This window comes from Rheinheimera sp. MM224 (assembly GCF_947090785.1).
Lineage (GTDB): Bacteria > Pseudomonadota > Gammaproteobacteria > Enterobacterales > Alteromonadaceae > Pararheinheimera.
Genome location: NZ_OX352320.1, coordinates 2,723,962 through 2,748,819, shown reverse-complemented (window position 1 = coordinate 2,748,819; position 24,858 = coordinate 2,723,962). Strand labels below are relative to the sequence as shown.

At 46.7% G+C, this 24,858-nt stretch carries 24 protein-coding genes; 16 read left to right on the top strand and 8 right to left on the bottom strand.

Annotated elements, in window-relative coordinates:
• Positions 1 to 23: 23 nt before the first annotated feature.
• Positions 24 to 515, top strand: coding sequence for a phosphohistidine phosphatase SixA (gene sixA, locus OM978_RS12890; RefSeq protein WP_264342607.1), 492 nt, complete (start codon positions 24 to 26; stop codon positions 513 to 515).
• Here the strand turns inward: sixA and smrB are convergent.
• Positions 499 to 1,035, bottom strand: coding sequence for an endonuclease SmrB (gene smrB / locus OM978_RS12885; RefSeq protein ID WP_264342606.1), 537 nt, complete (start codon positions 1,033 to 1,035; stop codon positions 499 to 501). The two genes, sixA and smrB, sit on opposite strands and share 17 nt — an antisense overlap.
• 35 nt (positions 1,036 to 1,070) lie before the next feature.
• Between smrB and prmB the strand changes: the two genes are divergently transcribed.
• The 6 genes from prmB (at position 1,071) to OM978_RS12855 (ending at position 6,624) form a co-directional block, all read left to right on the top strand.
• Positions 1,071 to 2,018, top strand: coding sequence for a 50S ribosomal protein L3 N(5)-glutamine methyltransferase (gene prmB / locus OM978_RS12880; protein WP_264342605.1), 948 nt, complete (start codon positions 1,071 to 1,073; stop codon positions 2,016 to 2,018).
• Between the two features lie 61 nt (positions 2,019 to 2,079).
• A complete protein-coding gene (aroC, locus tag OM978_RS12875; RefSeq protein ID WP_264342604.1) occupies positions 2,080 to 3,177 on the top strand; it encodes a chorismate synthase in 1,098 nt (365 codons plus the stop codon).
• 90 nt (positions 3,178 to 3,267) lie between these two features.
• On the top strand, positions 3,268 to 4,431 hold the full coding sequence (locus tag OM978_RS12870; RefSeq protein WP_264342603.1) for an MFS transporter: 1,164 nt from the start codon (positions 3,268 to 3,270) through the stop codon (positions 4,429 to 4,431).
• A 46-nt stretch (positions 4,432 to 4,477) separates the two neighbouring features.
• Complete coding sequence (locus OM978_RS12865) at positions 4,478 to 5,635, top strand: ATP-NAD kinase family protein (protein ID WP_264342602.1); 1,158 nt, start codon at positions 4,478 to 4,480, stop codon at positions 5,633 to 5,635.
• A gap of 2 nt (positions 5,636 to 5,637) precedes the next feature.
• Positions 5,638 to 5,916, top strand: coding sequence for a YfcL family protein (locus OM978_RS12860; protein WP_264342601.1), 279 nt, complete (start codon positions 5,638 to 5,640; stop codon positions 5,914 to 5,916).
• Between the two features lie 87 nt (positions 5,917 to 6,003).
• Positions 6,004 to 6,624, top strand: a complete 621-nt coding sequence (locus tag OM978_RS12855; RefSeq protein ID WP_264342600.1) for an FKBP-type peptidyl-prolyl cis-trans isomerase — start codon at positions 6,004 to 6,006, stop codon at positions 6,622 to 6,624.
• A 45-nt stretch (positions 6,625 to 6,669) separates the two neighbouring features.
• On the opposite strand, the gene dsbB is transcribed toward OM978_RS12855, so the two are convergent.
• Entirely contained in the window at positions 6,670 to 7,203 is a 534-nt protein-coding gene (gene dsbB, locus OM978_RS12850; RefSeq protein ID WP_264342599.1) for a disulfide bond formation protein DsbB, read from the bottom strand.
• Between the two features lie 182 nt (positions 7,204 to 7,385).
• Here dsbB and fadR point away from each other — a divergent pair, with 182 nt between their 5' ends.
• Both fadR and OM978_RS12840 read left to right on the top strand, forming a co-directional pair.
• Positions 7,386 to 8,105, top strand: a complete 720-nt coding sequence (gene fadR / locus OM978_RS12845; RefSeq protein WP_264342598.1) for a fatty acid metabolism transcriptional regulator FadR — start codon at positions 7,386 to 7,388, stop codon at positions 8,103 to 8,105.
• 198 nt (positions 8,106 to 8,303) lie between these two features.
• Complete coding sequence (locus OM978_RS12840) at positions 8,304 to 10,550, top strand: aminotransferase class V-fold PLP-dependent enzyme (RefSeq protein WP_264342597.1); 2,247 nt, start codon at positions 8,304 to 8,306, stop codon at positions 10,548 to 10,550.
• 69 nt (positions 10,551 to 10,619) lie between these two features.
• On the opposite strand, the gene OM978_RS12835 is transcribed toward OM978_RS12840, so the two are convergent.
• Both OM978_RS12835 and OM978_RS12830 read right to left on the bottom strand, forming a co-directional pair.
• The gene (locus OM978_RS12835) at positions 10,620 to 11,288 is read right to left on the bottom strand and encodes a ChrR family anti-sigma-E factor (RefSeq protein ID WP_264342596.1); all 669 of its coding nucleotides are present in this window, start codon (positions 11,286 to 11,288) and stop codon (positions 10,620 to 10,622) included.
• Positions 11,272 to 11,853, bottom strand: coding sequence for a sigma-70 family RNA polymerase sigma factor (locus OM978_RS12830; protein ID WP_264342595.1), 582 nt, complete (start codon positions 11,851 to 11,853; stop codon positions 11,272 to 11,274). The genes OM978_RS12835 and OM978_RS12830 overlap by 17 nt, the downstream gene beginning before the upstream one ends.
• A 232-nt stretch (positions 11,854 to 12,085) precedes the next feature.
• Between OM978_RS12830 and OM978_RS12825 the strand changes: the two genes are divergently transcribed.
• From OM978_RS12825 to OM978_RS12815, 3 genes are all read left to right on the top strand, one after another.
• Positions 12,086 to 12,691 (top strand): FMN-dependent NADH-azoreductase, encoded by a 606-nt coding sequence (locus tag OM978_RS12825; RefSeq protein ID WP_264342594.1) that lies wholly within the window; start codon positions 12,086 to 12,088, stop codon positions 12,689 to 12,691.
• A 361-nt stretch (positions 12,692 to 13,052) separates the two neighbouring features.
• Positions 13,053 to 15,230 carry a hypothetical protein gene (locus tag OM978_RS12820; RefSeq protein WP_264342593.1) on the top strand — a complete coding sequence of 726 codons (2,178 nt, stop codon included), beginning with the start codon at positions 13,053 to 13,055 and terminating at the stop codon, positions 15,228 to 15,230.
• Between the two features lie 171 nt (positions 15,231 to 15,401).
• A complete protein-coding gene (locus tag OM978_RS12815) occupies positions 15,402 to 17,855 on the top strand; it encodes a S9 family peptidase (protein ID WP_264342592.1) in 2,454 nt (817 codons plus the stop codon).
• Positions 17,856 to 17,901: 46 nt separating this feature from the next.
• On the opposite strand, the gene OM978_RS12810 is transcribed toward OM978_RS12815, so the two are convergent.
• Positions 17,902 to 18,561 (bottom strand): RluA family pseudouridine synthase, encoded by a 660-nt coding sequence (locus OM978_RS12810; protein ID WP_264342591.1) that lies wholly within the window; start codon positions 18,559 to 18,561, stop codon positions 17,902 to 17,904.
• A gap of 105 nt (positions 18,562 to 18,666) precedes the next feature.
• Between OM978_RS12810 and OM978_RS12805 the strand changes: the two genes are divergently transcribed.
• Complete coding sequence (locus OM978_RS12805) at positions 18,667 to 19,353, top strand: RluA family pseudouridine synthase (protein WP_264342590.1); 687 nt, start codon at positions 18,667 to 18,669, stop codon at positions 19,351 to 19,353.
• On the opposite strand, the gene rrtA is transcribed toward OM978_RS12805, so the two are convergent.
• On the bottom strand, positions 19,316 to 19,954 hold the full coding sequence (gene rrtA / locus OM978_RS12800; protein ID WP_264342589.1) for a rhombosortase: 639 nt from the start codon (positions 19,952 to 19,954) through the stop codon (positions 19,316 to 19,318). The genes OM978_RS12805 and rrtA overlap by 38 nt on opposite strands.
• A gap of 103 nt (positions 19,955 to 20,057) precedes the next feature.
• Between rrtA and ggt the strand changes: the two genes are divergently transcribed.
• Together ggt and OM978_RS12790 are read left to right on the top strand one after the other, a co-directional pair.
• A complete protein-coding gene (gene ggt, locus OM978_RS12795; RefSeq protein WP_264342588.1) occupies positions 20,058 to 21,794 on the top strand; it encodes a gamma-glutamyltransferase in 1,737 nt (578 codons plus the stop codon).
• Between the two features lie 22 nt (positions 21,795 to 21,816).
• On the top strand, positions 21,817 to 22,548 hold the full coding sequence (locus OM978_RS12790; protein WP_264342587.1) for an enoyl-CoA hydratase: 732 nt from the start codon (positions 21,817 to 21,819) through the stop codon (positions 22,546 to 22,548).
• A gap of 72 nt (positions 22,549 to 22,620) precedes the next feature.
• Here the strand turns inward: OM978_RS12790 and OM978_RS12785 are convergent, their stop codons facing one another.
• A complete protein-coding gene (locus OM978_RS12785; protein ID WP_264342586.1) occupies positions 22,621 to 23,064 on the bottom strand; it encodes a hypothetical protein in 444 nt (147 codons plus the stop codon).
• 145 nt (positions 23,065 to 23,209) lie between these two features.
• A complete protein-coding gene (locus tag OM978_RS12780; RefSeq protein ID WP_264342585.1) occupies positions 23,210 to 24,142 on the bottom strand; it encodes a GlxA family transcriptional regulator in 933 nt (310 codons plus the stop codon).
• A gap of 135 nt (positions 24,143 to 24,277) precedes the next feature.
• On the opposite strand from OM978_RS12780, the gene OM978_RS12775 reads away from it, so the two are divergent.
• A complete protein-coding gene (locus tag OM978_RS12775; protein ID WP_264342584.1) occupies positions 24,278 to 24,835 on the top strand; it encodes a cysteine hydrolase family protein in 558 nt (185 codons plus the stop codon).
• The last annotated feature ends 23 nt before the right edge of the window (positions 24,836 to 24,858 follow it).

Below are 24,858 nucleotides of genomic sequence, written 5' to 3'. Positions count from 1 at the left end.
CGAAGTTGTAACTGGTAGCAACAATGGTTAATTTGGTTATTATGCGGCACGGTGAAGCTGAACCGCAGTACTTGAGCGACAGTGAACGACAGTTAACAGCAGCAGGTCAGGCCGAAGTCAGTCAAATGGCTGAGTGGCTGCATCACCACTATAGTGCATTTGATCAGATTTTCTCCAGCCCTTATCGCAGGACTCAGCAAACCGCCGCACTTTTAGTGCAAAAAGCAGTGTCAACGCAAGCTGTTGAACTGAATACGGATCTGATCCCTGAAGGAAACGCGCAGCTGGTCGTCGATTTTCTCGACACGCTTTATGCTGAAAATCCGCACGCCAAAATTTTAGTGGTTTCTCACATGCCACTGGTCAGCTTTTTAGTCGAAGCTTTTACCCGCAGTGGTCAAACCCCTATTTTTGATACTGCTGGTGTGGCTTGTATTGATTACCATCAACACAAGGGTGTGTTATTGGAATATGCCTGTCCCAGCTTGATCCATCTTGTTAAATCGGTGTCTTAAGCAAAACCAATAAAGCACCATCACGGCCCCATTCTGTTGGGGCCGTATGAAAGGCCCGCACATTAGGGTGTTGCACCAGCCAGTTTGGCACTCGTTTCGCCAGAATCCCCAAACCTTTGCCATGTACGACACAAGCGCAGTTAAAATGCTGCTGCTCACAATAGGCCAATAAACCCGCCAGTTCGGTTTTGGCTTGTTGCTGCGTTAAACCATGTAAATCCAAAACAACAGCAGGGCGAAACTCGCCGCGTTTCAGCTGCCTGGCTAAGGTTGGGTCGTCACCGGTCTGCACAAAGGCTAAAGTACTGCTATCGCTTAAAAAACCTTCGTACTGGTCTGAAAAGTAAAACAAATGGCTATCTGGACTGCTATTTGTTAAAGTGGCGGCCATTCTTACCTTGCCGGGTTGGCGGGCAAAAGGTATCTTGTCCTGCTGCAAGGGGCGTGCGCCTGTCACCGAATCCCGGAACAGCTGCTTTTCTTCCTCTGGAAGATTTGGAACTGGTGTTTTTTTTCGCATGCCCGAAGTCTAACCAATCACTAGAGTAAAACACAATGACAGAGCATCAAAGCAGCCATCTGACTGCGGAAATTATCGACGAAGCCATCCGCGAGCTGCATTCCATCCACGACTGGTTACGCTGGTCTGTCAGTCAGTTTAATAAAGCCCACATCTATTTTGGCCACGGTACCGACAATCCATGGGATGAAGCAGCCTTGTTGCTTGCTCATAGTCTGGATATGGCACGTATTACTGAAAACCTGTTGCCGCTTCGGATGACCAGCTCTGAAGCTAAAGTCTTTTGCGATTTGTTACTACAACGTATTGAACAACGTATTCCGGCCGCTTATTTAACTCAACAAGCTTTTTTCTGTGGCTTAAGTTTTTATGTGGATGAGCGGGTGTTAGTGCCACGTTCTCCTATAGGCGAGCTGATCAGCCGAAGCTTTGAACCTTGGTTTAAAGAGCATGAACCGGCACGTATTTTAGATTTGTGCACAGGCTCAGGTTGTATTGCTATTGCCTGCGCCAAACAGTTTCCAAATGCCGAAGTGGATGCGTTGGATATCAGCGAAGATGCGCTGGATGTGGCGATTTTTAATATCGAGCAGCATGAGCTGGAGCATCAGGTGTTCCCTATGTTGTCCGATGGCTATAACGCCATCAAAGGCCAGACTTACGATTTGATTGTGACCAATCCGCCTTATGTGGATGCTGAAGATATGGCTGACCTGCCGGATGAATACCATCACGAGCCGGAATTAGGTTTAGCTTCTGGCCATGATGGTCTGGAACTGACTCGCCGTATTTTGTCAGAAGCTGCAGAGCATTTAAACGACGGTGGCTGGCTGATTTGTGAAGTAGGCAACAGCATGGTCGCACTGCAAGAGCTGTATCCGGATTTGCCATTGCAATGGCTGGAATTCGAACGTGGTGGTTTAGGTGTATTTGCCATCAGCAAAACCGATTTAGTGAAACACCAGGATAGTTTGGAAGCCTAGGTTAGAAACATAGTTTAGAAGCTTAATTTTCAGAAAATACAAAGATATGCAGGGGTGAAGGATGTCGGGTAATTCTATAGGCCAACTATTTAAAGTGACCACCTTTGGTGAAAGCCATGGCCCGGCCATTGGTGGCATAGTGGATGGTTTGCCGCCTGGCTTAAAGCTCGATCTGGAACAAATTCAGCTTGAACTGGACAGACGCAAACCCGGCACTTCACGCTACACCACAGCGCGTCGCGAAGATGACATCGTCAAAATTTTATCCGGTGTGTTTGAAGGCTATAGCACAGGCGCCTCTATAGGGTTGCTGATTGAGAATACTGATCAGCGTTCACAGGATTATTCTGAGATTAAAGACCTGTTCCGTCCAGGTCATGCTGATTACACCTACTGGCATAAATTTGGTATTCGTGATTACCGTGGTGGTGGCCGTTCATCCGCCCGTGAAACTGCAGTTCGTGTGGCCGCTGGGGCTATTGCCAAGCAGTATTTAAAAGCTAAGTTTGGTATCGAAATCCGTGGTTATCTGGCGCAGCTTGGTCCAATCAAAGCGCAAAAGCTGGATTGGGATCAGGTCGAGCAAAACGCCTTTTTCTGCCCTGATGTCGATGTGCTTGAACAATTAGATGAGTACATGCGACAACTGAAAAAAGACGGTGATTCAGTAGGTGCCCGTATTAATGTTGTCGCGTCCGGTGTGCCTGTGGGCTGGGGCGAGCCTGTATTTGATCGCATTGATGCGGATATAGCTCACGCCATGATGAGTATCAATGCGGTTAAAGCTGTCGAAATTGGTGATGGTTTTGCTGTGGTCGAACAACGTGGTTCTACGCATCGTGACGAGCTTAGCTTAGCCGGCTTCAGTGCTAACCATGCAGGAGGCACTTTAGGTGGTATTACTTCAGGTCAGGATATTAACGTCAGTATTGCGTTAAAACCTACGTCCAGTATCAGCATTCCGGGTAAAACTATTACCACCAGCGGTGAAGAAACAGAGATGATCACCAAAGGCCGTCACGACCCTTGTGTCGGTATTCGTGCTGTGCCTATTGCAGAAGCCATGTTGGCGATAGTGCTGATGGATCATTTCCTGCGCCACAGAGCACAAAATGCTGATGTGGTCGTTACGACACCAGATATAGCAAGGCAACCTTAGTGCTTTGAGGTAGAATACAAACGTCGCTTTATGCGGCGTTTTGCTTTTCTCTGCGGCCAATGCGCTGTTAATTTTTGTAGTGGAACACAAATGAAACTTGCCACCACCCCAGCCCTGGGACTTGCTTACTTTGCGTATTTTGCTGTGTTGGGCATTTTTGTACCTTACCTGCCAATGTTTCTCGATGGCCGCGGTTTTAATTCTCACGATATAGGTTTGTTGCTGGCGATAGTCACCACCAGCCGTATTATTGGCCCTAGCCTCTGGGCTATGGTGGTGGAGCGTAAAGGCGATCCAATCAGCGTCATGCGCTTTGGCGCTGTGCTGGCATCCATTGGCTGGCTGAGCAGTTACGTCGATTTTGGCTATTGGCCTCTGGTGTTGGGCCTGGGGCTATTCAGCTTATTCTGGACTGCGATTTTGCCGCAGCTGGAAGTTAGTGCTTTTCATTTTCTGAATAACGACAGCAGCGTATATGGCCGGGTCCGTAGTTTTGGCAGCGTGGGCTACATAGTGGTTGTTATGCTGGGTGGTTTGCTGTTGCAATATTTTGGCTCCGAATTTTTGCCTTGGGGCGCGACTGTTTTTCTGGCATTGCTGCTCGGTACCTTATTTTTATTACCCTCTTTTACGATGAAAAATACCGCAGGGCAGGAGTCTATTCGTTTTAGAACCCTGTTTAAGCACCCGGTGTTTTTACGTTTTATGGCCGCGACTTTTTTGATGCAAATTAGTTTTGCGCCTTTTTATGGCTTCTTTATTTTGTATTGCCGCGATCTAGGCTACAGCGGTGTGACCTCGGGCCTGATGATAGCGCTTGCTGTACTGGCGGAAATTATCGCGTTTTTTTATGCAGGCAAAGTGCTGAACCGTTTTAGTTATCGTGTTTTGCTGACCTTTTGCTACGGCCTGACAGTACTGCGTTGGTTGATTGTGGCTTATTTAGCAGAGCACTGGTACTGGCTGGCTTTTAGTATGTTATTCCATGCTGCCAGTTTTGCCCTGGCGCACAGCTGCGCTATGCAGTTTATTCAGAGTTTTTTTGCTCCAGCTCAGCGTAGTAGGGGGCAGGCTTTGTATGCAGGTGTGGTATACGGCGGAGGAGGCGCTATAGGGGCTTATTGCGCTGGTTTATTGTGGGCTGACGGACCAGGCGCTACTTTAACTTTTGTTAGCGCTGCAGTCGCAGCTTTAGGTGCCACTTTAATGGCCTTTTCTCTGCCAAATACTTTACGTCAGCAGCAAAAGCTCTAGCATTGCATAGAGTTCCTGCTGGGCATCGCTTTGGTAAAAGGCTACAATGCGGCGTTTTTTTTACGCTATAGAGGGTATTGTGGCCAGTCTGTTTCGTTTAGGTTTAATTATCAATCCTGTAGCCGGAGTAGGTGGTGCTGTTGCGCTTAAAGGCAGCGATGGCGTAGTGGAACAAGCTCTGGCATTAGGGGCTGTGCCTCAGGCGCAGAATAAAACCGCTTTAGCCTTAGAGCAGCTGTTACCTCTGAACGATCAGCTTCAGATCCTGACGGTCGCTGGTGCTATGGGGGCTGATTTATTGGCATCTTTAGGCTTTCATTTTCAGATTTGTTACACGCCAGGATCGGCTCAAACCACGGCAGAAGATACAGAACGAGCTGCTACCGTTATAGCAGAGCAGGGCGTGGATTTATTGTTATTTGCCGGTGGAGATGGCACAGCCCGCAATATCTGTGCAGCGGTCGGCGAACGCTCTACTGTGCTTGGTGTGCCAGCAGGTTGTAAAATTCACTCTGGTGTTTATGCTATCAGCCCATCGGCTGCAGGCAAAGTTATAGCTCAGTTAGTCAAAGGCGAGTTGGTCACCTTAACCGAAGCTGCTGTGATGGATATAGACGAAACAGCCTTTCGTCAGGGCATAGTGCGCGCCAAACGTTTTGGCGAAATGCGTATCCCAGCCGAGCTCCGTTATATTCAAAGCGTAAAAAACGGTGGCAAAGAATCTGAAGATCTGGTGTTGGATGATTTAGCGGCTTTTATCGTAAGCACCATGGACGATGACGTGCGTTATGTGATGGGCTCAGGTTCCACAGTCGCTGCCGTGATGAAAGAACTGGAATTACCTAATACCTTATTAGGCGTAGATGTGGTTGAAAATGGCAAACTGATTGCGTCCGATGTCACTGCCACAGAATTGCTGGCGCTGGTGCAGGATTATCCAAGCAAGCTGGTGATCACCTTAATAGGGGGGCAGGGTCATGTGTTTGGCCGGGGTAATCAGCAGTTAAGCCCTGCTGTTATTCGCACAGTGGGTCGCGCTAATATTTGTCTGGTGGCGACCAAAACTAAATTACAGCAGCTTGAAGGCCGGCCTTTATTAGCTGATACCGGTGATGCAAGCCTTGATCAGCAATTGCAGGGCCTGATCCCTGTGCTGGTCGGTTACAACGATTATGTGATGTACAGACTAGGTCTGGAGGAGTAAAAATGCAGGACGTTCAGACCTATATTCAGCAGGTTGCCCAGTTTTTAGATGATATGGTGCAGCGTGCCAGTGATGATGAATTATTTGCCGGTGGTTATTTACGTGGCCATTTTGATTTAGCTGTGGGCCGTTTAGAACTGACTGAACAGCAATTTGAGCGGGCTGAACTTGCGGGCACTGTGCAGCAAAGTCTGGATTTGGCCATTGCAGGTGGTGAGCTTACTGAACAGGACCAACACTTAGTTTTAGGTTTATGGCAGCAGCTACAACAACTTTCGTGATCTGATGTTGCATCAGATTGAAACTGAAGCCGAATTTGATTTGCGCTTCTACAACGCGCTTCGTGCGCCAAACTACAAGTGAACTTTATGTCTACTAAATTTACCAGCTTAGAGCAACACGCCAGTTATGGCATCGGTCTGCAAATGGGTCAGCAACTGGCTGACAACCCGTTTGACGGTTTAGACATTCTGGCTGTAGCCGCAGGTTTAGCTGCTGCTTTCCAGGGTGACGAGCCAGAAGTATCTGAACAGCAAATTGGTGCTGCATTCCAGGTGATCAGTCAGCGTATGCAGGAACAACAGGAAGAACAGGCCAAAGCTTTAGCTGGCGCTGGTGATGCTTTCCTTGCTGAAAATGCGAAAAAACCAGGCGTGACAGTGACTGCCTCTGGTTTACAGTACGAAGTATTAGTACAAGGTGAAGGCGAGAAGCCAACCAAAGCTTCTACAGTGCGCACGCACTACCACGGCACTTTAATTGACGGTACTGTGTTTGACAGCTCGTACGACCGTGGTCAGCCTGCTGAATTTCCTGTCTCTGGCGTGATCGCCGGCTGGACTGAAGCGCTGCAACTGATGCCTGTTGGCACCAAGTTACGTTTAACTATCCCACACAACCTGGCTTACGGTGAGCGTGGCGCTGGTGGCAAAATTGCTCCATTCAGCACTTTAGTGTTTGACGTAGAACTGTTAGCTATCATTGGTTAATAGCTCGTTTTATAAAGAAAAAGGAGCCTGTGGGCTCCTTTTTCTTTAGTCGTATGGGTTGTATTTTTTCTTCTTAAACTGGCTGAAAATTAGCATCAGTGCCAGCAAGCAGTAAACCACAAAAATCACCCTGGTCCAGACTGGCATGGACAGATCCATAAAACGCCAGGCTACATCACCACACATACCTGTTGGGTTAAAAATTTCCGGGAACCATTTATCTAAAGGCAAACCCAGTGGAAACTCAGGAAACAAACTGCAGGTATATAAGCCGCCGGATTGCACCAGCTCCTCCACCCCTATGTGTTCCTGGGTGATCATAAAACCCCAGACAGAACTCGCACCAAAAGTGAGTAATGCTATCCAACGTAATAAACCGTTGGTTGGAGAGATTAACGCAATCAGGGCCGCTAAAATCACACCTGTTAATGCCGCTCTGGCGTACACACACAACATGCAAGGCTGTAAATTCATCTGATATTGAAAGTACAACGCCAGACCTAACAACACCGTGGCTGACAGAGCTAAGACGAGCCATGCCGATCGTTGTTTTGACCATTTTGCCAGACTGGATAACATTCGGATCCCTTTGTTTGATAAAACAAAACTATAAGTCGGTCAATCTAAGGCAAAAACAGTCGAAAGACAACCCACAGCGCGCTGAACAGCTATTTTTAATCCATAGCTTGTTAACTGCTTTGTCTCTGGTACAATCAGTGCCATTTATCTGACATTATAATAATGACAACGGGCCCCTCCGCATGACTATGAATTTAATTAAAGCACAAAGCCCAGCTGGTTTTGCTGAAGAATATATTGTTGAATCTATCTGGAATGGCAAGTTTGCCCCAGGTTCCATTCTGCCGGCTGAGCGTGAATTGTCAGAGCTGATTGGGGTCACCCGTACGACTTTACGCGAAGTATTGCAGCGTCTGGCCCGTGATGGCTGGCTGACTATTCAGCATGGCAAACCAACCAAAGTAAATAATTTCTGGGAAACTTCAGGTTTAAATATTCTGGAAACGCTGGCGCGTTTAGATGAAGAACGTATGCCAGAACTGGTGGATGAGCTGTTATCTGCCCGCACCAATATCAGCGCCATTTATATTCGTGGTGCCATCAAAACTCATAAAGATCAGGTGATCGCATCTTTTGCCGGTGCCGAAGATTTAGCAGACACGGCCGAAGCTTTTGCAGCTTTTGACTACAACCTGAACCATGAAATGGCGCTGCATTCATCTAACCGCATTTATGTGCTGATTTTAAATGGCTTCCGTGGCTTGTATAACAAAATTGCCCGTTTTTATTTCTCATCGCCTGAAGCCCGTGAACTGGCTCGTCAGTATTACCATCAGCTGAAGCAATACGCTGAAGCCGGTAAACATGACGAAGTGGTGTTTGCAGTACGTAAGTACGGTAAAGAGAGTGGAAAAATTTGGGCAGGCTTACGCTCACAAATTCCAAAAGATTTAATCGAATAATCTGAAACCGCCGAAAGGCGGTTTTTGTTTTTTGCATCCATGCAAAAAACTCCTGCAGAGCCTGCTCAAGCCGTTCAAAAACATTCCAGATGTTTTTGTATTCGCCGCCATTTAGCAAAGCATAGCCTTGTCACAGCGGTTGCGGCTGGTTATTATATTGCTATATATAATATAACCTTTAGTTATATGAGGCGAGCCATGCAAAAGCCTGCTGTGCGACCACAAGAAATTTATCTGGATAATAATGCTACTACTGTTGTTTTGGCTTGTGCAGCTGATGCTGTGCAACACACCATGCAGCAGTGTTTTGGCAATCCGAGCAGTAGTCACAGCACAGGTATTAAAGCCAAAGTCGAGTTAGAAACCACCAGGCAATTGGCTCGTCAGTTAATTGGTGCTGGTTCTGGCGATATCGTTTTTACTTCTGGTGCCACTGAAGGTATTCAGAGTTCTATTTTCTCCGCTTTGTTGCATGCCCGTCTGTCTGGAAAAACCGGACCAGCCTTTAGCTTGTTGTACGGCGCTACTGAACACAAAGCCGTGCCTCAGAGTCTGGAACACTGGAATCATGTATTGCAGCTGGGCGCCACTATTAAAGCTATTCCTGTGGATCAACATGGCCTGCTGGATTTTGACTTTATTCGCAAAGAATTGCCCAACACCCTATTGATATGCACTATGGCTGCGAATAATGAAACTGGCGTCAAGCAGGATTTAGCCGCTTTGCAGCAGCTTATTCGCACCGTCGCGCCGCAGGTACTGTGGATGGTGGACTGCGTACAGGCGCTTGGCAAAATGCCATTGCAGCTTGAGCAAATGACCATAGACTACGCACCTTTTAGTGGCCATAAGCTCTATGCCCCTAAAGGCATTGGTTTTTTGTATGTACGTAAAGAGACTCCTTATCAGCCATTACTGGCAGGGGGTGGGCAGGAGAGTGGCTTACGTTCCGGCACTGAGAACTTACCCGGCATTGCTGCTTTGCAGGCTATCTTCCGGCAACTGAAATTAAAAGAAGGATCGGTATTTCAGTCTGAGCAACAACTATGGGATTACCGGGAACAGCTGCTATCCGCATTACGTCAGGTTTTTCCTGATTTAGTTTTGAACAGCAATCAACCTTATATAGTACCTACCACCATCAACTTCTCTGTACCGGGTTTTGCCAGCAAAGACATTATGGATTTGTTTGATGCTGCAGGTATTCGTGTCAGCTCGGGTTCGGCCTGCAGCTCTAAAATCCCGACCAGTTTTGTGCTTAATGCGATGAGCTTGCCGTTGTGGCGCAGTCAAGGCGCTATCCGGTTGTCCTTTGGCCCTGCGATGACTGTGGATGAGTGTCAGCGGGCTTGTCAGGCTATTCTGGCACTAAAAACTGTGGTGAACTCCTGTTGTCTGGTATTAAGTGACGCCAGCAGTACAGAACTTCAGCCTGTGACTGGTTTAGTGCAGTTAAAACATGAAGATTTATGCAGTTATTTACTGGTATCTGCTGATACGTCGGAAGTCGTTATTATCGATGCAGTGTTGCCTCTGGCCAACCGGATTGCGCAGTTAGTGCAGGGGCACCAGTTTAAAGTCCGGGCTATTCTGGATACCCATCGGCATCAGGATCATCCTTCAGCACGACCCGAGTTGGTGACTTTATTGTCTGATTTAATAGACTCTGCGCATACAGATGTGCTGGGTTGGCCTTTGCAGCAAACCCGCTTACAAATGGGGGCTTATCAGTTGGAAACTCTGGCCACACCTGGCCATAGTCCTGAAGCTGTGACTATTCTGGTCAAACAGCAGCAACAGCAAAAATTCGCTTTTGTCGGCGATTTTATTTTACCTGGTGGCACAGGCCGGCTCGATTTACCTGGTGGCGATAGTCAAGAGTTTCGCCGCAGTTTAAGAGCCTTAAGTAAGCAGCTTGCACCTCAGACTTTATTATTATCCAGTCATGACTATGCCCAGCGTTTTTTCACCCGTTGGGATCTGATGCTGCAGGAACAACAGACATTGCAGCAGGTATTGAACACCGAAGATACGCCAGAGCTATGGCTGAGTGAATTACAACGTCAGACGGACTGGCTGCAACAGCAGGCAGGGCATTTTTGTGGTGTAGTGGAGGTCTGTGCCTCAGATGCGACAGCTGTGATTGACAAACATCAGATCGCCGCGTTGATACAACAGCATCCAAACTTACAAATTTGGGATGTACGTGAACCTCATGAACAAGCTGCTGGCGCTTTATCTGTGTATTTACCTTACTTAGTTTGTAAGGAAGTGCCTTTGTCTGCGCTGGTGCAACAGGTTGCTGATCAGCAAACAGCAACGCCTCAACCTCTGTTACTGGTTTGCCGTTCCGGTAACCGCAGTTTATTGGCAGCAAAGGTGCTGAACAGGGCAGGGTTTGAGCTGGTGTTTAACCTCAAAGGCGGGGTTGCGCTTTTAGCATGACAACCCTTCGTATGAGCTTCGACGGAGAGAAGGGCGACCTTAAAGGTCGCCCCTACAGTCAGCAGCTGTTTAGTAAAACAGATGCTGTAATGGGTTTAATAAGCGGGTTAAGCCTTTTTTAAACTTCAATGGTGCAGTTAAAACCGACAAACACAAACAATCTTCACTCATGGTGCGTGGCGTATGCGTATGATCCGGCGTATTAATCAATAAATCACCTTCGCCATAACAGCCTGCCTCATCATAGATCTTACCTTTGAGGACCAAGGTGATTTCCAGACCCAAGTGCGTGTGTTGCGGTACTTCACTGTCTTTACGGATATAAAGCAAAGACACGTTATGCTGATCTTCACCTGCTAACTTCGCTGTACTGATCCCACCCAGATTGAACCACTTCAACTTGTTTTGCACTAACGGTTTTAATGAGGCAGGCAATAAGATTTCGCTGTTCTGAATTTGCAAAGCAAAAGGCTGGCGTTTTGCCATTTTTGCTGCCACTTCAGGTTGAGCCGTAATAAAATCCAGCATCTGTTGCCAATCTGTTTCAGTGCTTTGCTCTTCAGGTAAGCTCACCAAAGCAGCTCCGGCTTCAGCTTCTAAATCCATTTTTATCCGTTGACAATGAGGGCACAGATCCAGATGCGCAGCAATCGCCAGACTTAATTCAGGGGCCAGACTGGCTTCAATATACTGTTCCAGCAATTCCAGCGCCGGGTGATGTTTAACTGCGTGGATCATCAATGGCCTCTCTTAATCTGTCTAGCGCCAAACGAATACGGGATTTTACTGTACCTAAGGGGATAGACAGTTCTTCCGATACTTCCTGGTGCGATTTCTCTTCTAAATACACTTTTTCCATCACGTCACGTTGCGCCGGAGGCAGCTTGGCAAAATGGGGCGCTACTTTTTCTGCCAGTAACCACAAATCCCATTCGTTGCTGTCTGTGCCTTCCTGCTCAGGGTAATCACCGTCAAAAAACAGATCGTCTGCACTTAATTCGTCTTTACGACTTTGTTTTTTACGCAACATATCAAAACGTACGTTACGGGCTATGGTGAAAATCCAGGTGGATGCGCAGCCACGGCTGGCGTCAAAAAGCCTGGCTTTTTGCCACACATTCAACATCGTATCCTGGACCATCTCCATGGCCTGTTGCTCGTTACCAAACATTTTCAGACCAAAAGCTTTTAAACGTGGTGCAAAATAACTAAATAATTGCGAGTAAGCTTGTTTATCGCGATCTACCGCAATAAAAGTTAAAGCTTGTTCCCACTGCGTATTGTCTTGGGGTTGAACTGACATAGATCCTTGAATATCGGGCCTTTGATAATTCCTGCCATCATGCCTTTGAACTGATGTTGGATCCAACATTATTCCAATCCTGTCTGTTTTGTTATCGCTGGTACTGTATTTACGCAGTAGTTTTGAATTTGGATTGGTTTAAAAAATAGAAAGGTTTCTCAGATTTATTCTAATTTATTATCTAAAAAATTATAGTTATTCTGTCATTACTAACTCGACAGGAGAAATTACCATGGCACATGTATTAGTAATCAATAGTTCTTTAAGCGGCGACAAAGGTCAATCGACTCAGTTAAGCCAACAATTTTTAGCTTCTTTACCAGCAGGTTTTACCACTGAAACTGTTGACCTGGTACAAGATAGCTTTGCTCACTTAACCATGACAGAAATTGGCGCCTGGATGACTCCAGAGTCGGACCGTACTGACGAACAGAAAGCTTTAGCTGCTTTATCAGACGACGCAATTGCCCAAATTCAGAAGGCTGACGCTATTGTTATTGGCGTACCTATGTACAACTTCGGTGTACCAAGCCAGTTAAAAGCTTATTTCGACCGTTTGGCTCGTGCTGGTATTACCTTTAAATACACTGAAACAGGCCCTGTAGGTCTGTTACAAGACAAACCAGTGTTTATTTTCGCAACCCGAGGTGGTTTGTATCAGGGCACGTCAGCAGACTCACAAACTCCGTTTGTCAGTGCTTTCCTGAATTTCGTTGGTTTAAAAGATTTAAATTTTATCTACGCTGAAGGCTTAAATATGGGCCCGGAAAGCGCAGAAAAAGCCTTAATAGCTGCAAAAGCCCGTATCGCTGAATTAGCGCCAGCTGTAGCTGCCTGATAGCAAAACCCGCATTTTTCTCTGAAGGCATCCTCCTTCCTGCAAGCTTTGGCCACTTTCTTAAGTGGCCTCTTTTTATGTTTTACATCCATGTAAAACACCCTCCGGGCCATCGTCGCTGCGCTCTGATGTTCACAAAACAGCAGGATAGCTGTTTTGCACAGCGTTAGCTGCCGAAGGCGAGCGCCATGGATGGTGCGAGTAAAAATCGCTCCCGGCGATTTTGTTCTTTTAGGCTCATGAAAAGTTACTGTTATTTCATAGTCGCCTCTATTTCTCTCAAACCTTTCTGTTATTTAAAGACTTTATTTATTTAAGGTTTGGTATCTGCCGTGCCTCTGAAGTATGCTAGGTAAAACTTATGCCTCAGGGAGAGCAAGCTTTGGCAACTATTCAGTCTCAACATAAATGGCGTTTTTTCCGATCTGGCGGTTTTGATCAAGTCGCTTTGGATTCAGCAGCAGACTTGCAGCACTTACACGAACTGGATCCAAAACTCTGGACAGTGCTGAACTGTCCTACCACAGGCCTTGAATTTGATCACCGAACTGCAGCCTTATTAGATGCAGATGGAGATGGTCAAATCCGCGTGCCAGAAATTCTTGCCGCTGTGCGCTGGTGCTGTGAGCGTTTGCAAGACGCGGAAATTATGTTTCAAGCACCGGGTTTACCACTGGCCGCTATCCATGATCAGGATGCCGAAGGTGCGAACCTCAAAGCTGCTGCGCTTCGTGTGCTCGAAATTACCGGTAAAACTGAAACAGACTCACTACAGGTTGCCGATTTAGCTGATATGACGCTGCTGTTTTCTCCGCATCATTTTAATGGTGATGGCGTGGTGATGGCTGAATTGACCTCTGATACTGAATTGGCACAACTGATCACTGAAATTATTCAGACTCAAGGTGGTCAACCGGATCGCAGTGGTGGTGAAGGTATTCATAGCGACAGCCTGGAAGCCTTTTATCAGCAGGCCGCAGCTGTAGTGGAGTGGCATGCAGCCGGAGGTTCTGATGATCCGCTGTTTAGCCCTTTAGGTGATAAAACCGCTGAAGCTGTTGCTGCTTTTGATGCTGTGAAAGCCAAAGTGGATGATTTTTTTGTCCGTTGTCAGTTGGCGGCTTTTGATAATCGGGCCACCGATGCACTCAACCCTGCGGTTGCTGTGTATGACCTGCTCAGCAATAAAGCCATCAGCAGCAGCGATACAGATGTGGCAGCTTTACCTTTAGCTGCTATTGCTACAGGGCAGTCCTTACCTTTGGGGGAGGGGGTCAACCCAGCCTGGGCTGATGCTATTACAGAGTTTAAACATACCGTGCTGGAGCCTTTATTGGGAGCAAAAGGCAAACATAAAGCCGGGCATTTAACTGCAGAGCAGTGGCAGCAGATTTGTGAACAGTTAGAACCATGGCGTTTGTGGCAAGCGGCTAAACCCGATACCAACCTGCACCAACTGGAGCTGGAGCGTTTACAGGCTATTGTCGCAGGTGATGGTAAAGAACGCCTGGAAGCGCTCATTGCTCAGGACATTGCGGCCTCTACTTTTGCCGATAATGTCGATGCGGTGGAACGTCTGGTGCGCTATCAGCGCGATTTAGTCACTTTGCTGCGTAACTTTGTGTCGTTAAGTGATTTTTACCAACGTAAACACAAAGCCATTTTTCAAATCGGTACCTTGTATCTGGATCAGCGCAGCTGCGAGCTGGTGCTCAAAGTTTCTGATATGGCGCGTCATGGCACTATGGCACCTTTTAGTGGCTGTTATCTGGTGTACTGCACCTGTGAGCGACAAGGCGAAGCCCCGCTACAGATAGTGGCCGCCCTGACAGCTGGTGATGTGGACGAACTCATGGTGCCAGGCAGAAACGGTGTGTTTTACGACCGACAAGGCAGGGACTGGCGCGCTATGGTCACCAAAGTGGTGGTCCAGCCTGTCAGTATTGGTCAGGCCTTCTGGTCTCCCTATAAAAGAGTGGCCGCTTTTATTGAAGCCCAGTTGCAGAAGTTCGCAGCGTCACGGGATAAAGACATCGAAGCAAAAACAACCACTGGTGTCACTACAGTGACTGTGCCAGCTCCGGCTGCAACTCCTGCAGCAACAGCTGCCGCCGCTGGTTTTGATATCGCTAAATTTGCTGGTATTTTTGCTGCTTTAGGTTTAGCTGTAGGCGCTATTGGTACTGCGTTGGCGGCTGTGATGGCCGGACTTTTTTCGTTAGCCTGGTGGCAAATTCCATTGGTTGTTGTTGGAGTGTTGCTGCTGATTTCAGGACCTTCAATGCTGATGGCATTTTTGACTTTGCGTCGACGTAACCTTGGCCCGCTGCTTGATGCCAATGGCTGGGCTGTCAACACCAGAGCGAAAATTAACGTGCCTTTTGGTGCGGCTTTAACTGGTTTAGCGCGGCTGCCAGCAGGAGCGAAACGCAGTTTAGCTGACCCTTTTGCTGAGAAAAAACGGCCATGGGGCAGCCTGCTGATCCTGTTGCTGGTTTTACTAGCTGCGGGTCTGTTCTGGTGGTTCAGACTGAACTAAAACCTAATTGATACAGAGCCTGCGAAGTCATTTCGCAGGCTGTTTTTTGCCACTACTTACCCGCTTATCGCCTGCCAGCCACCATTAAACCTAAGCTGTAATCACCGCTCTTGGTCTTTTGCTGATTTCTTTGTATAAAGAGCCTACAACCACCACTAAAAAAGAACATCAATGAAAACAAAACCATGGTTCATAGCGGCCTTTGTCGCGGCAAGTTTTATCGGTTCTGCTATTGCAGCTGAACCCCAAACCTATCAGCTCACGCCAGTCAGTGTGAAAGCCCCAGAAAATGCAGCCCATGCCCCATTTACTATGGAGCAGATTATGGCGCACCCGGATTGGTTAGGTCGTCCGACAGAAGGTGCTTATTGGGCAGATAACAATAGTCAGTTGTATTTCCAGCAAAAACGTCAGGGTTCAGAAATTCGTGACTGGTATAGCTTAAGCACAGAGCAGGGCGCTGTTGCTACAGCTGTGCCTATGGCCGACTGGCATTTAATGGGTTCAGCACAGACAATCTATAGCCAGAATGGCAAATCGCTGGCTTATCTGTTTGAAGGCAATGTCTTTGTTAAACATCAGGGCAAGTTAACTCAAGTGACCCGTAGCTCGACCCGTTATGACGAAGTACAGTTTTTAGCCGATGGTCGTCTGGTGTTCCGCTCTGACTGGACTTATCAGGTACTTGATTTGAATACAGGTGCTGTGACTGAACTGGTTAGTTTAAAAAATGCGGATAAGCCTGCAGCCCCTAAAGTGGCAAATACCTATATGGCGCAGGAGCAACACAAACTGATTGAGTTTGTCGCCCTGACCCATAAAAACAAAACAGAGCAGTTTGAACAGCAACAGTTACTGGCGTCGCAAAACCCTGCTGTGGCAACGCCTGCTGTGTATCTGGATAAAACGAAGCGTATAGCTTCAGCCAGTTTGTCACCCAAAGGCGATATGTTGCTGGTCGCTGTAGCTGATAAGACCGAATGGCGTGATAAAACCGACATTATGCCAAACTACATCACAGCTTCTGGCAACATAGCTGCTGAGGAAGTCCGTCGTCGTGTCGCTGATCAAAAACCTCAATCGCAACAACTGTTTTTAGTGGATGTAAAAACCCAACACGCGACAGAGCTGAAATACGACACTTTGCCAGGTTTTGATGAAGATGTATTGGCAGCCGTAAAAGCTGAAAATGCCAAAGCTCAAGGCAAAACCTATCAGTCAAAAAAAGCACCTCGCGCTATTGAGTTGATCAACGATTGGAGCTGGAACCAGTCTGCTATTCAATGGCATAACTCAGGTTCACAGGTTGCAGTGATGCTCAAAGCCTGGGACAACAAAGACCGTTGGCTGGCTACTGTAGATTTTGCTAAAAAGCGTCTGGTCAGTCAGCACCGCTTACATGACGATGCCTGGATCAACTACAGCTTTAATGACTTTGGCTGGTTAAGCCAAAAAGACACCTTATATTATCTGTCAGAAGAGTCTGGTTATGCACATTTATACGTAAAAGCTGTTAATGGTACGGCGAAAAAACTAACAGCAGGTACCTTTGAAGTCAGCAACCCACATGTAAGCAAAAACGATCAGTACCTGTATTTTAAAGGCAATATGAGCCACCCTGGTATTTACGAAATTTACCGTGTTGCTTTAAGTTCAGGCCAACTGGAGCAAATGACAGCCTTAAAAGGCTCAGCTGATTACCAGTTATCTCCGGATGAAAATAAGCTGCTGCTGACCTGGTCAAACTCTGTGACACCTCCAGAATTGTACCTGATGGACAACAAGCCAAAAGCCAAAGTGACCCGCTTAACTTATACCGCTTCAAAAGAACTGACCGCATTAAATCTGGCGGCACCTCAAGTGATAGCTGTGCCGTCCAGTCATGGTAAACAACCGGTATTTGCTAAGTTGTATTTACCAAAAGATTATCAACAAGGTGAAAAACGCCGCGCTGTCATTTTTAACCACGGTGCTGGTTATCTGCAAAACAGTGATTTGGGCTGGTCTGGTTATTTCCGGGAGTATCTGTTCCATAACCTGCTGATCCAAAAAGGTTATGTGGTACTGGATATGGATTACCGTGCATCAAAAGGCTACGGCCGTGATTGGCGTACAGCGATTTATCGCCAAATGGGTACTCCAGAGACTCAGGATTTAGTGGATGGTGTTAAATACCTGGTAGCCAATGCTCATGTTGATGAAAAGCGGGTAGGAACTTATGGTGGTTCTTACGGTGGTTTTATGACCTTTATGGCACTGTTCACTGAACCCGATTTATTTCAGGCTGGTGCTGCGCTGCGTCCTGTGGGTGACTGGGCTTACTACAACCATGGCTATACATCAAATATTCTGAATACGCCTGATGTTGATCCTATCGCCTATCGTCGCAGCTCACCTATTTACTTTACAGAAGGCTTAAAAGGTAAGTTGCTGATTAATGCGCCTATGGTTGATGACAACGTCTTCTTTCAGGATACAGTGCGGGTGGTGCAGCGTTTAATTGAACATGAAAATGCCAATTTCGAGACGGCCATTTATCCGGTTGAACCACATGGTTTCCGTCAACCAAGTAGTTGGTTGGATGAATACAAACGTATCTTCCGCTTATTCGAAGAAGAGTTATAACAGAGTAAATACTAATGAAAATGGGGTCAGTTGACCCCATTTTTAATTAATCAAAATCCGGTTCAAGCTCAAAGCGCAGTAACTGCGACGAGTAGGGCTGGTAAACTTCTAAACACAAGGCTTGCAACAATAAACGTGGTGCTGCTGCATAAGCTTCATCATGGGCATAAAAGGCATCTCCCAGAATAGGATGCCCCAAACTTTGCATATGCACCCGCAACTGATGCGAACGTCCTGTCACAGGCCTAAGCTCGACTAAACTACTTTGACCATCAAAACTTAAACGCTGGAAATAGGTCAGAGCGGTTTTGCCTGTTTTCTGACAGATTTTTTGCAACGGAGGCTGAGTCGTGTCGGCAATTAACGGTGCACTGACCATACCTTGTTCGGCAATCTGACCCCAGACACGGGCACGATAGATTTTTTTCACAGAGCGTGAGGCAAACTGCTGTTTTAACGCAGCTTCTGCTTTACGGCGAAGGGCAAATACCACTAAACCTGAGGTACTCATATCCAGACGATGCACCAGCTGCGCTAACGGAAATTGCTGCTGTACACGACTTAATAAGCAGTCTTGCATATCTTCACTGCGGCCAGGATTCGTTAATAAACCACTGGGTTTATTCACCACCAGAATGTCTTTATCCAGATACAAAATATCCAGCAAGGGATCTGCTGGTGGGTTATACACAAAAGGCCTTTGCATCCACTTACTCTTATTTATACAAATGGTTAGTACAGATATAGCTACTGCAGTTATAACCCTAATTCTGGCATACTAGCGCCAACTTTGTATCTAGTTATTTAGGCCATGAAAACTGCTATTGATGATTTGGCGATTTTACCCGCCACAAAAGACGCCTGGACTTTAGTGTATCAGGACGAATTCCTGCTGGTGGTGAATAAACCTGCGCATTTACTGACGGTGCCAGGCCGCCATCCAGAGAATCAAGACTGCCTGATAAATCGCGTACAACAAGAGTTTCCCTCTGCAGCTGTGGTACACCGGCTGGATTACGATACCTCGGGTTTGCTGGTGTTGCCTCTGAGTAAAAAAGCGCTGTCGACTATCAGTAAAGAATTTCAAAGCCGTGGTACGAAGAAAATTTATCAGGCTGTGGTCTCTGGTGTACCGACTCCTTCAGCAGGTACTGTGGATAAAGCCATAGCAGCAGATACTGAAAACCGGCCTTTGTATAAAATAAGTCTGGACGGCAAAGCTTCAGTAACGCATTACAAGGTGCTTAAACTATTGCCCGAATATCAGGCCTCTTTGGTGCAATTAGAACCAGTAACAGGGCGTTCACATCAGCTACGTTTGCATATGCAAAGTATAGGGCATGCCATTTTAGGCGACCCTTTTTATGCAAACTCAGAGCAACAACAGCAAAGCGGCCGTTTAATGCTGCATGCTGCTGAATTAGAGTTTACCCATCCACAAAGTGGTGAGTTGATGAGTTTTAGCGCTGAGCCTGATTTTCTAAAGGCTTTGCGCTAATCACAAACACAAATCCGAGCAGTAGACCACAAATGACGCCATACAAATGAGCGTCTATCGCCACGTTGGCATCTATTAATGCGGCCAGCTCTGCATCTGGCCCTTGCCACTGCTCGTAGGTCACCTTGGCGATCACACCCAGTAAAATAAGCCAGCCGGACTGGATTTTATGTTTGATATCAAGCAAAGCACCAACGGTAATAAAACAATGCAACCAGCCGGACAAACCGACATAAATATGAATATCAGGGCTGAATAAAAACAACAACAGGCTGATGCCAATGCAGCCAGCCAGCAGCAGAAATGCAAAAGATTTAACACTGTAATACAACTGATGCAACATCAGCATCAACAGCAAAGCGCCCAGATTCATTACCAAATGCCAGTGGTTGCTGTGCAGCAAATGGCCGGTTAAAGCCCGCCAGATCTGTTCTGGTTGAGCTCTGTTGTATTCCAGTACTGAGCGAAGGTTCTCAGGCAGAAAATGCAGTATGACCAGCACTACTACAAAAACCAGCAAGCTCCACTGAAAAGACGAAAAGGTACGAAAATTCATCAACATCATCACCAACTGAATCAAATTGCTGCTATGCAAAAGCATTCGTCGCTTCAGGTCAAGGCATTTAACGTGAAAAGCTGTATCAGTCATTGATCCAACTGGCCCGACTAGGTATGGTGAAGGTCTGTTGTAGGTAGGAAAAATAATGATCATTACAAAGTTCACACTTCGGGTCCTGACCGCTGCGTTGCTGCTGAGCAGCACCACTTTATTTGCCGCAATTACCGATCCAGAAGCCACCACAGGTATAGAACACAAACAGCTTGCCACTGCCAAACATTACATGGCTTCTGCTGCGAATCCTCTGGCGGTGAAAGCAGGTGAGCAAATTCTGGCCAAAGGTGGCAGTGCTGTCGATGCAGCTATAACGATGCAATTGGTGCTGGGGCTGGTGGAACCACAAAGCTCAGGCATAGGTGGTGGTTTATTTTTGCTGTACTGGGATAAACAGAAAGCTGCTTTAAGCTCCATTGATGGTCGTGAAACGGCACCATCTGCTGCAGGACCAGACTTATTTGTGCAAAATGGTCAGGTGATGAGCTGGCGTGATGCCTTTGTTGGCGGCAAATCTGTGGGTGTTCCTGGAGTGATCAAAGCGCTGGAGCTGGCACATCAGCAGCATGGCGTATTGCCATGGCCAGAACTTTTTGCACCGGCTATACAAATCGCAGAGCAGGGTTTTGTTGTCTCGCCGCGTTTAGCCGGTTTACTTAAGGCCAACTGGAATCCTGGTCTGGATAAATTTGCCTCCAGTGCAGAGTATTTTAAAACTGAAGGCCAGTGGCTTAAAACGGGTTTTGTTCGAAAAAATCCAGACTATGCCGCTTTACTAAAAAAGATTGCTAAAGAGGGCAGTTCGGCATTTTATCAGGGCGATAATGCCAAAGCTCTGGTGGCTGCAGTGCAACAGGCTCCAATTAACGCAGGCAAAATAAGCCTTGCTGATTTAACTGCTTATAAACCCAAACAGCGTGATCCGCTCTGTATCCCATACCGACAGTTTAAAATTTGCAGTATGGCGCCACCAAGCTCAGGTGGTTTAGCCGTATTGCAAATGATGGGTATGCTTGCGCATCAGCCGATGGCCAAGCTCAAACCGAATTCTATCGAAGCGATACATTTAATCAGTCAGGCCGGAAAGCAGGCCTTTGCGGATCGTGAACGTTTTGCCGCCGACCCGGATTTTGTCAAAGTACCGGTACAAGGTTTATTGGCAGCAAATTATCTGAAACAGCGTGCTGCTTTGCTGACCGCATCAGAAGGTGCGCCAGCGCTAGCGGGTGAGCCGCAAGGAGCTGAACCTCTGGCATCAGGCAACGCCATTGAATTTGCTAATACCAGTCACTTATCTGTGGTGGACAGCAAGGGCAATGCGGTCAGCATGACCACCAGTATTGAAAATGCCTTTGGTTCCGGTTTGTTGGTGAATGGCTATTTGTTGAATAATCAACTGACGGACTTTTCGTTGCAGGCTAAAGTTGACGGCTATTGGGTCGCCAACAGAGTCGAAGCCAACAAAAGACCACGCTCCTCTATGGCGCCAATGATGGTGTTTGACGAGCAGGGCAAGCTGCTCTATATCACAGGCTCACCTGGTGGCAGTCGTATTATTAATTACGTGGCGCAAAACTTAGTTGCAGTGCTCGACTGGAAAATGGATGTGCAACAAGCGGCCAATTTGCCGCGTTTTACCCATAGAAATGATGGGCTGGTGTTGGAGCAAGATACTAATCTAAGCCAACTGGTTCCGGCTTTGCTTGAACTGGGTTATCAGCCAAAATTAGCCGATTTAAATAGCGGCATTCACGCCATTGAAATTAAAAAAGATCACTTAGAAGGCGCTGCCGACCCACGTCGTGAAGGCATAGCAGCTGGCCACTAGTATAAAAGAATCAGGACAACAGATGAGTATTGAAGTATCGACAGAGCAGGGGGTTTTAACTCTGACTCTGAACAGAGCTGATAAAAAAAACGCACTGAACAAGCTGATGTACCAGCAGTTAGTGCAGCAACTGCAGCAGGCATCACACAATGACGACGTCAAAGTCGTATTGCTGCAAGGCTCTGCTGAATGTTTTTCGTCAGGTAATGATTTAGCGGATTTTTTACAAAGTGGTGAGCTCAATGACTCTCATCCGACAGTGATGTTTTTGTATGAAATGGCGAAGTTTCCAAAGCCTGTAGTGGCCGCAGTGGCTGGTCTGGCTATAGGTATTGGTACTACAGTGCTGCTGCATTGTGATTTGGTGTATAGCACGGCTGATTGCCGTTTTCAGCTGCCTTTTACTCAGCTGGGATTATGTCCTGAAGCAGGTTCTAGTTTGTTGTTGCCTCTATTAATTGGCCATCAGCGTGCCAGCAGTATGTTATTGCTGTCTGAAGCCATAGATGGCAATGAAGCCTGGCGTATTGGTATAGTGAATCAACTGGTCGCGAAAGAAGATTTACTTGAATTTGCTTTTAATAAGGCGAAAAAACTGGCTGCTTTGCCGGCAGATGCTGTGCAAAGCAGTAAAAAACTGATGAAAAGTGGCAGTGCAGTGCAACAGGCGATAGGTTTGGAGTTGGCTGATTTTAGCCGTTTACTGAAAGGGCCGGATTGCCAACAGGTAATTCAGCAGTTTTTTAAACGTTAACTCTCAACGCAAAAACGTAGGGGCGACCTTTATGGTCGCCCGTCTCTCGCCTGACTTGATGTCTAAAGGGGATCAAACCTCAGTTCTGGAATAAGGATTCGGCTTCACCCCTTCCACCAGCCAGCGGCCATCTTCTTTTACCATTTTGACAATACGCAGCTCTATCTTCTTATTGCCGTTGCTTTTGCCTTCAAACAGCATGGTGATCTCTGCATGATTACCGTATTGTTCGCGCAGATTTTTACCTGTGCGGTCAATGCTGATATTTACTTCATCAAAACTCATATTGTACAAAGTACGCACCACTCCACGGGTGTTGCCGTAGGCATCCAGAATGCGGGCATACGACTCCGTGCTCAGTGCTTTGGCTCGTTCTAAATCTTTGGTGGTGTACAACGAATGGAAAAACTCACCTGCAGCAAATTCGGGCGAACCTAAATCCGCATTAACTTTTGGTGCATCTTCAGAGCAAGACAACAACAGCAGTGAAAACATCAGCACGAAAAATTTTTGCATTAGCCCAATTCGCATTAGCTCAGTCCATTAAAAACAAATCTGACGACAGTGTGATTTTTTTTCGGCTAAAAGTAAAGAAAACCCTGCATTGGGCACAATTGCTTGTAACTTTACAGCATCACTAATACATTGAATTACAATGCATTTAGCTGCGACTAAAGCGGCTGCGAAATGCGCTGGGGCTTAGTCCAGTAATGTGCAGAAAAGCCTTACGAAAGGCGCTGGCGTCCTCATAACCCACCTGAAACGGCACTTGACCTATAGTGGTTAAAGGCTGCTCCAATAATTCGCAGGCTTTTTGAATACGCAGTCGTTGCAGGTAAAGTGAAGGTTTAAAGCCTGTAGCTTTAACAAAACGTCGTAAAAAAGTGCGTTCAGTTAAAAAACAAAAAGACGCCATGGCACTGGCGCTGAGTGCTTGCGCATAGTGTTGTTGCAAATGCTGCTGTAGTTTGACGATTTGTTTATCACCATGATCCATCTGTGGGCTAAAGCGTTGGTAATAACGTTGTTCGCGTCGTGCTGTATCAATAATCAGATAAGCGCCGACCGGATGAATAAGTGCAGGAGAAGCCAGCTGGCCTATCAGTTCCAGCCCTAAATCAACCCATGCCATCAAGCCGCCGCTACTTAAGATATCTCCATCATTAATCAGATTTTTTTCAATCTGTAGTGTCACCTTGGGGTGTTGCTTTTTAAATAGCTCAGCCAAATCCCAGTGGGTGGTCATTTGCCTTTGTTGCATCAGGCCGGTGGACGCCAGAATAAAGGCACCGGCACAGGCGGAGCAGAGCAGGCTGCCGTTGCTGTGAGACTGCTTTAACCACTGCAGCACCAAAGCGTCGGGCTTCAGATAATAATCCCCCTCAATACAAGGCGGCAGAATAATAGCCTGATAAAACGGCGTGGTGGCGGTCAATAAGGCATCAGGTGCCAGTTGGTGTAATACAAAATGTTGTGGCCTGCCTTGTTCAGCACAGATCCTATTGCAAATGCCGAGCATTTCACTCAGACCAAATACGGCACTTAACATAGCTCCGGGGTAGCTCAGAATAGCGATATGAATGTCTGTGCGCATTTGTCAGTTTGTGCCTGCTATATGTCGGTTCAGACATTCAGTCTAGCAGAAGTTTTTTCGTAGACTGTGTTTGTCGTCAAACAAAGCAGTTCAAATCAACCACAGCCTGACTAAATGAAAAAACGGAGAGATATCATGAGCAAAACAGCATTAGTGTTAATTGACTTCCAAAACGATTATTACAGCAGCTATCCAGATGCCAAATGGCCACTGGTGGGTACAGAGCAAGCCGCAGCCAATGCAGCTTTAGTTCTGCAGAAGTTTCGCCAGCAAGGGGATTTAGTGGTGCATGTACGTCACGAATTTGCGTCAGATGACGCGCCTTTTTTCCGCCCAGGCTCAGAAGGTGCACAAATTCATCAAAGTGTGGCGGCTCTCGCTTCAGAAGATGTGGTATTAAAGCAACAAATCAACAGCTTTAAAGACACCAATTTAGCTGAAATCCTGCAGAAAGCCGGAATAGAAAAGCTGGTGATAGTGGGCGCCATGAGTCATATGTGTATCGATGCGATGACTCGCGCAGGTAAAGATTTTGACTATGACTGCACTGTATTACACGACGCCTGCGCCACTTTAGATTTAGAGTTTAATGGTGTCAAAGTACCTGCTGCTCAGGTTCACGCCGCTTATATGGCTGCTTTAAGTTTTGCTTATGCCCAAGTGATTGATACCAAAACTTATCTGAATAGCTAAAGTTAAATCAGACGAAAAAAAAC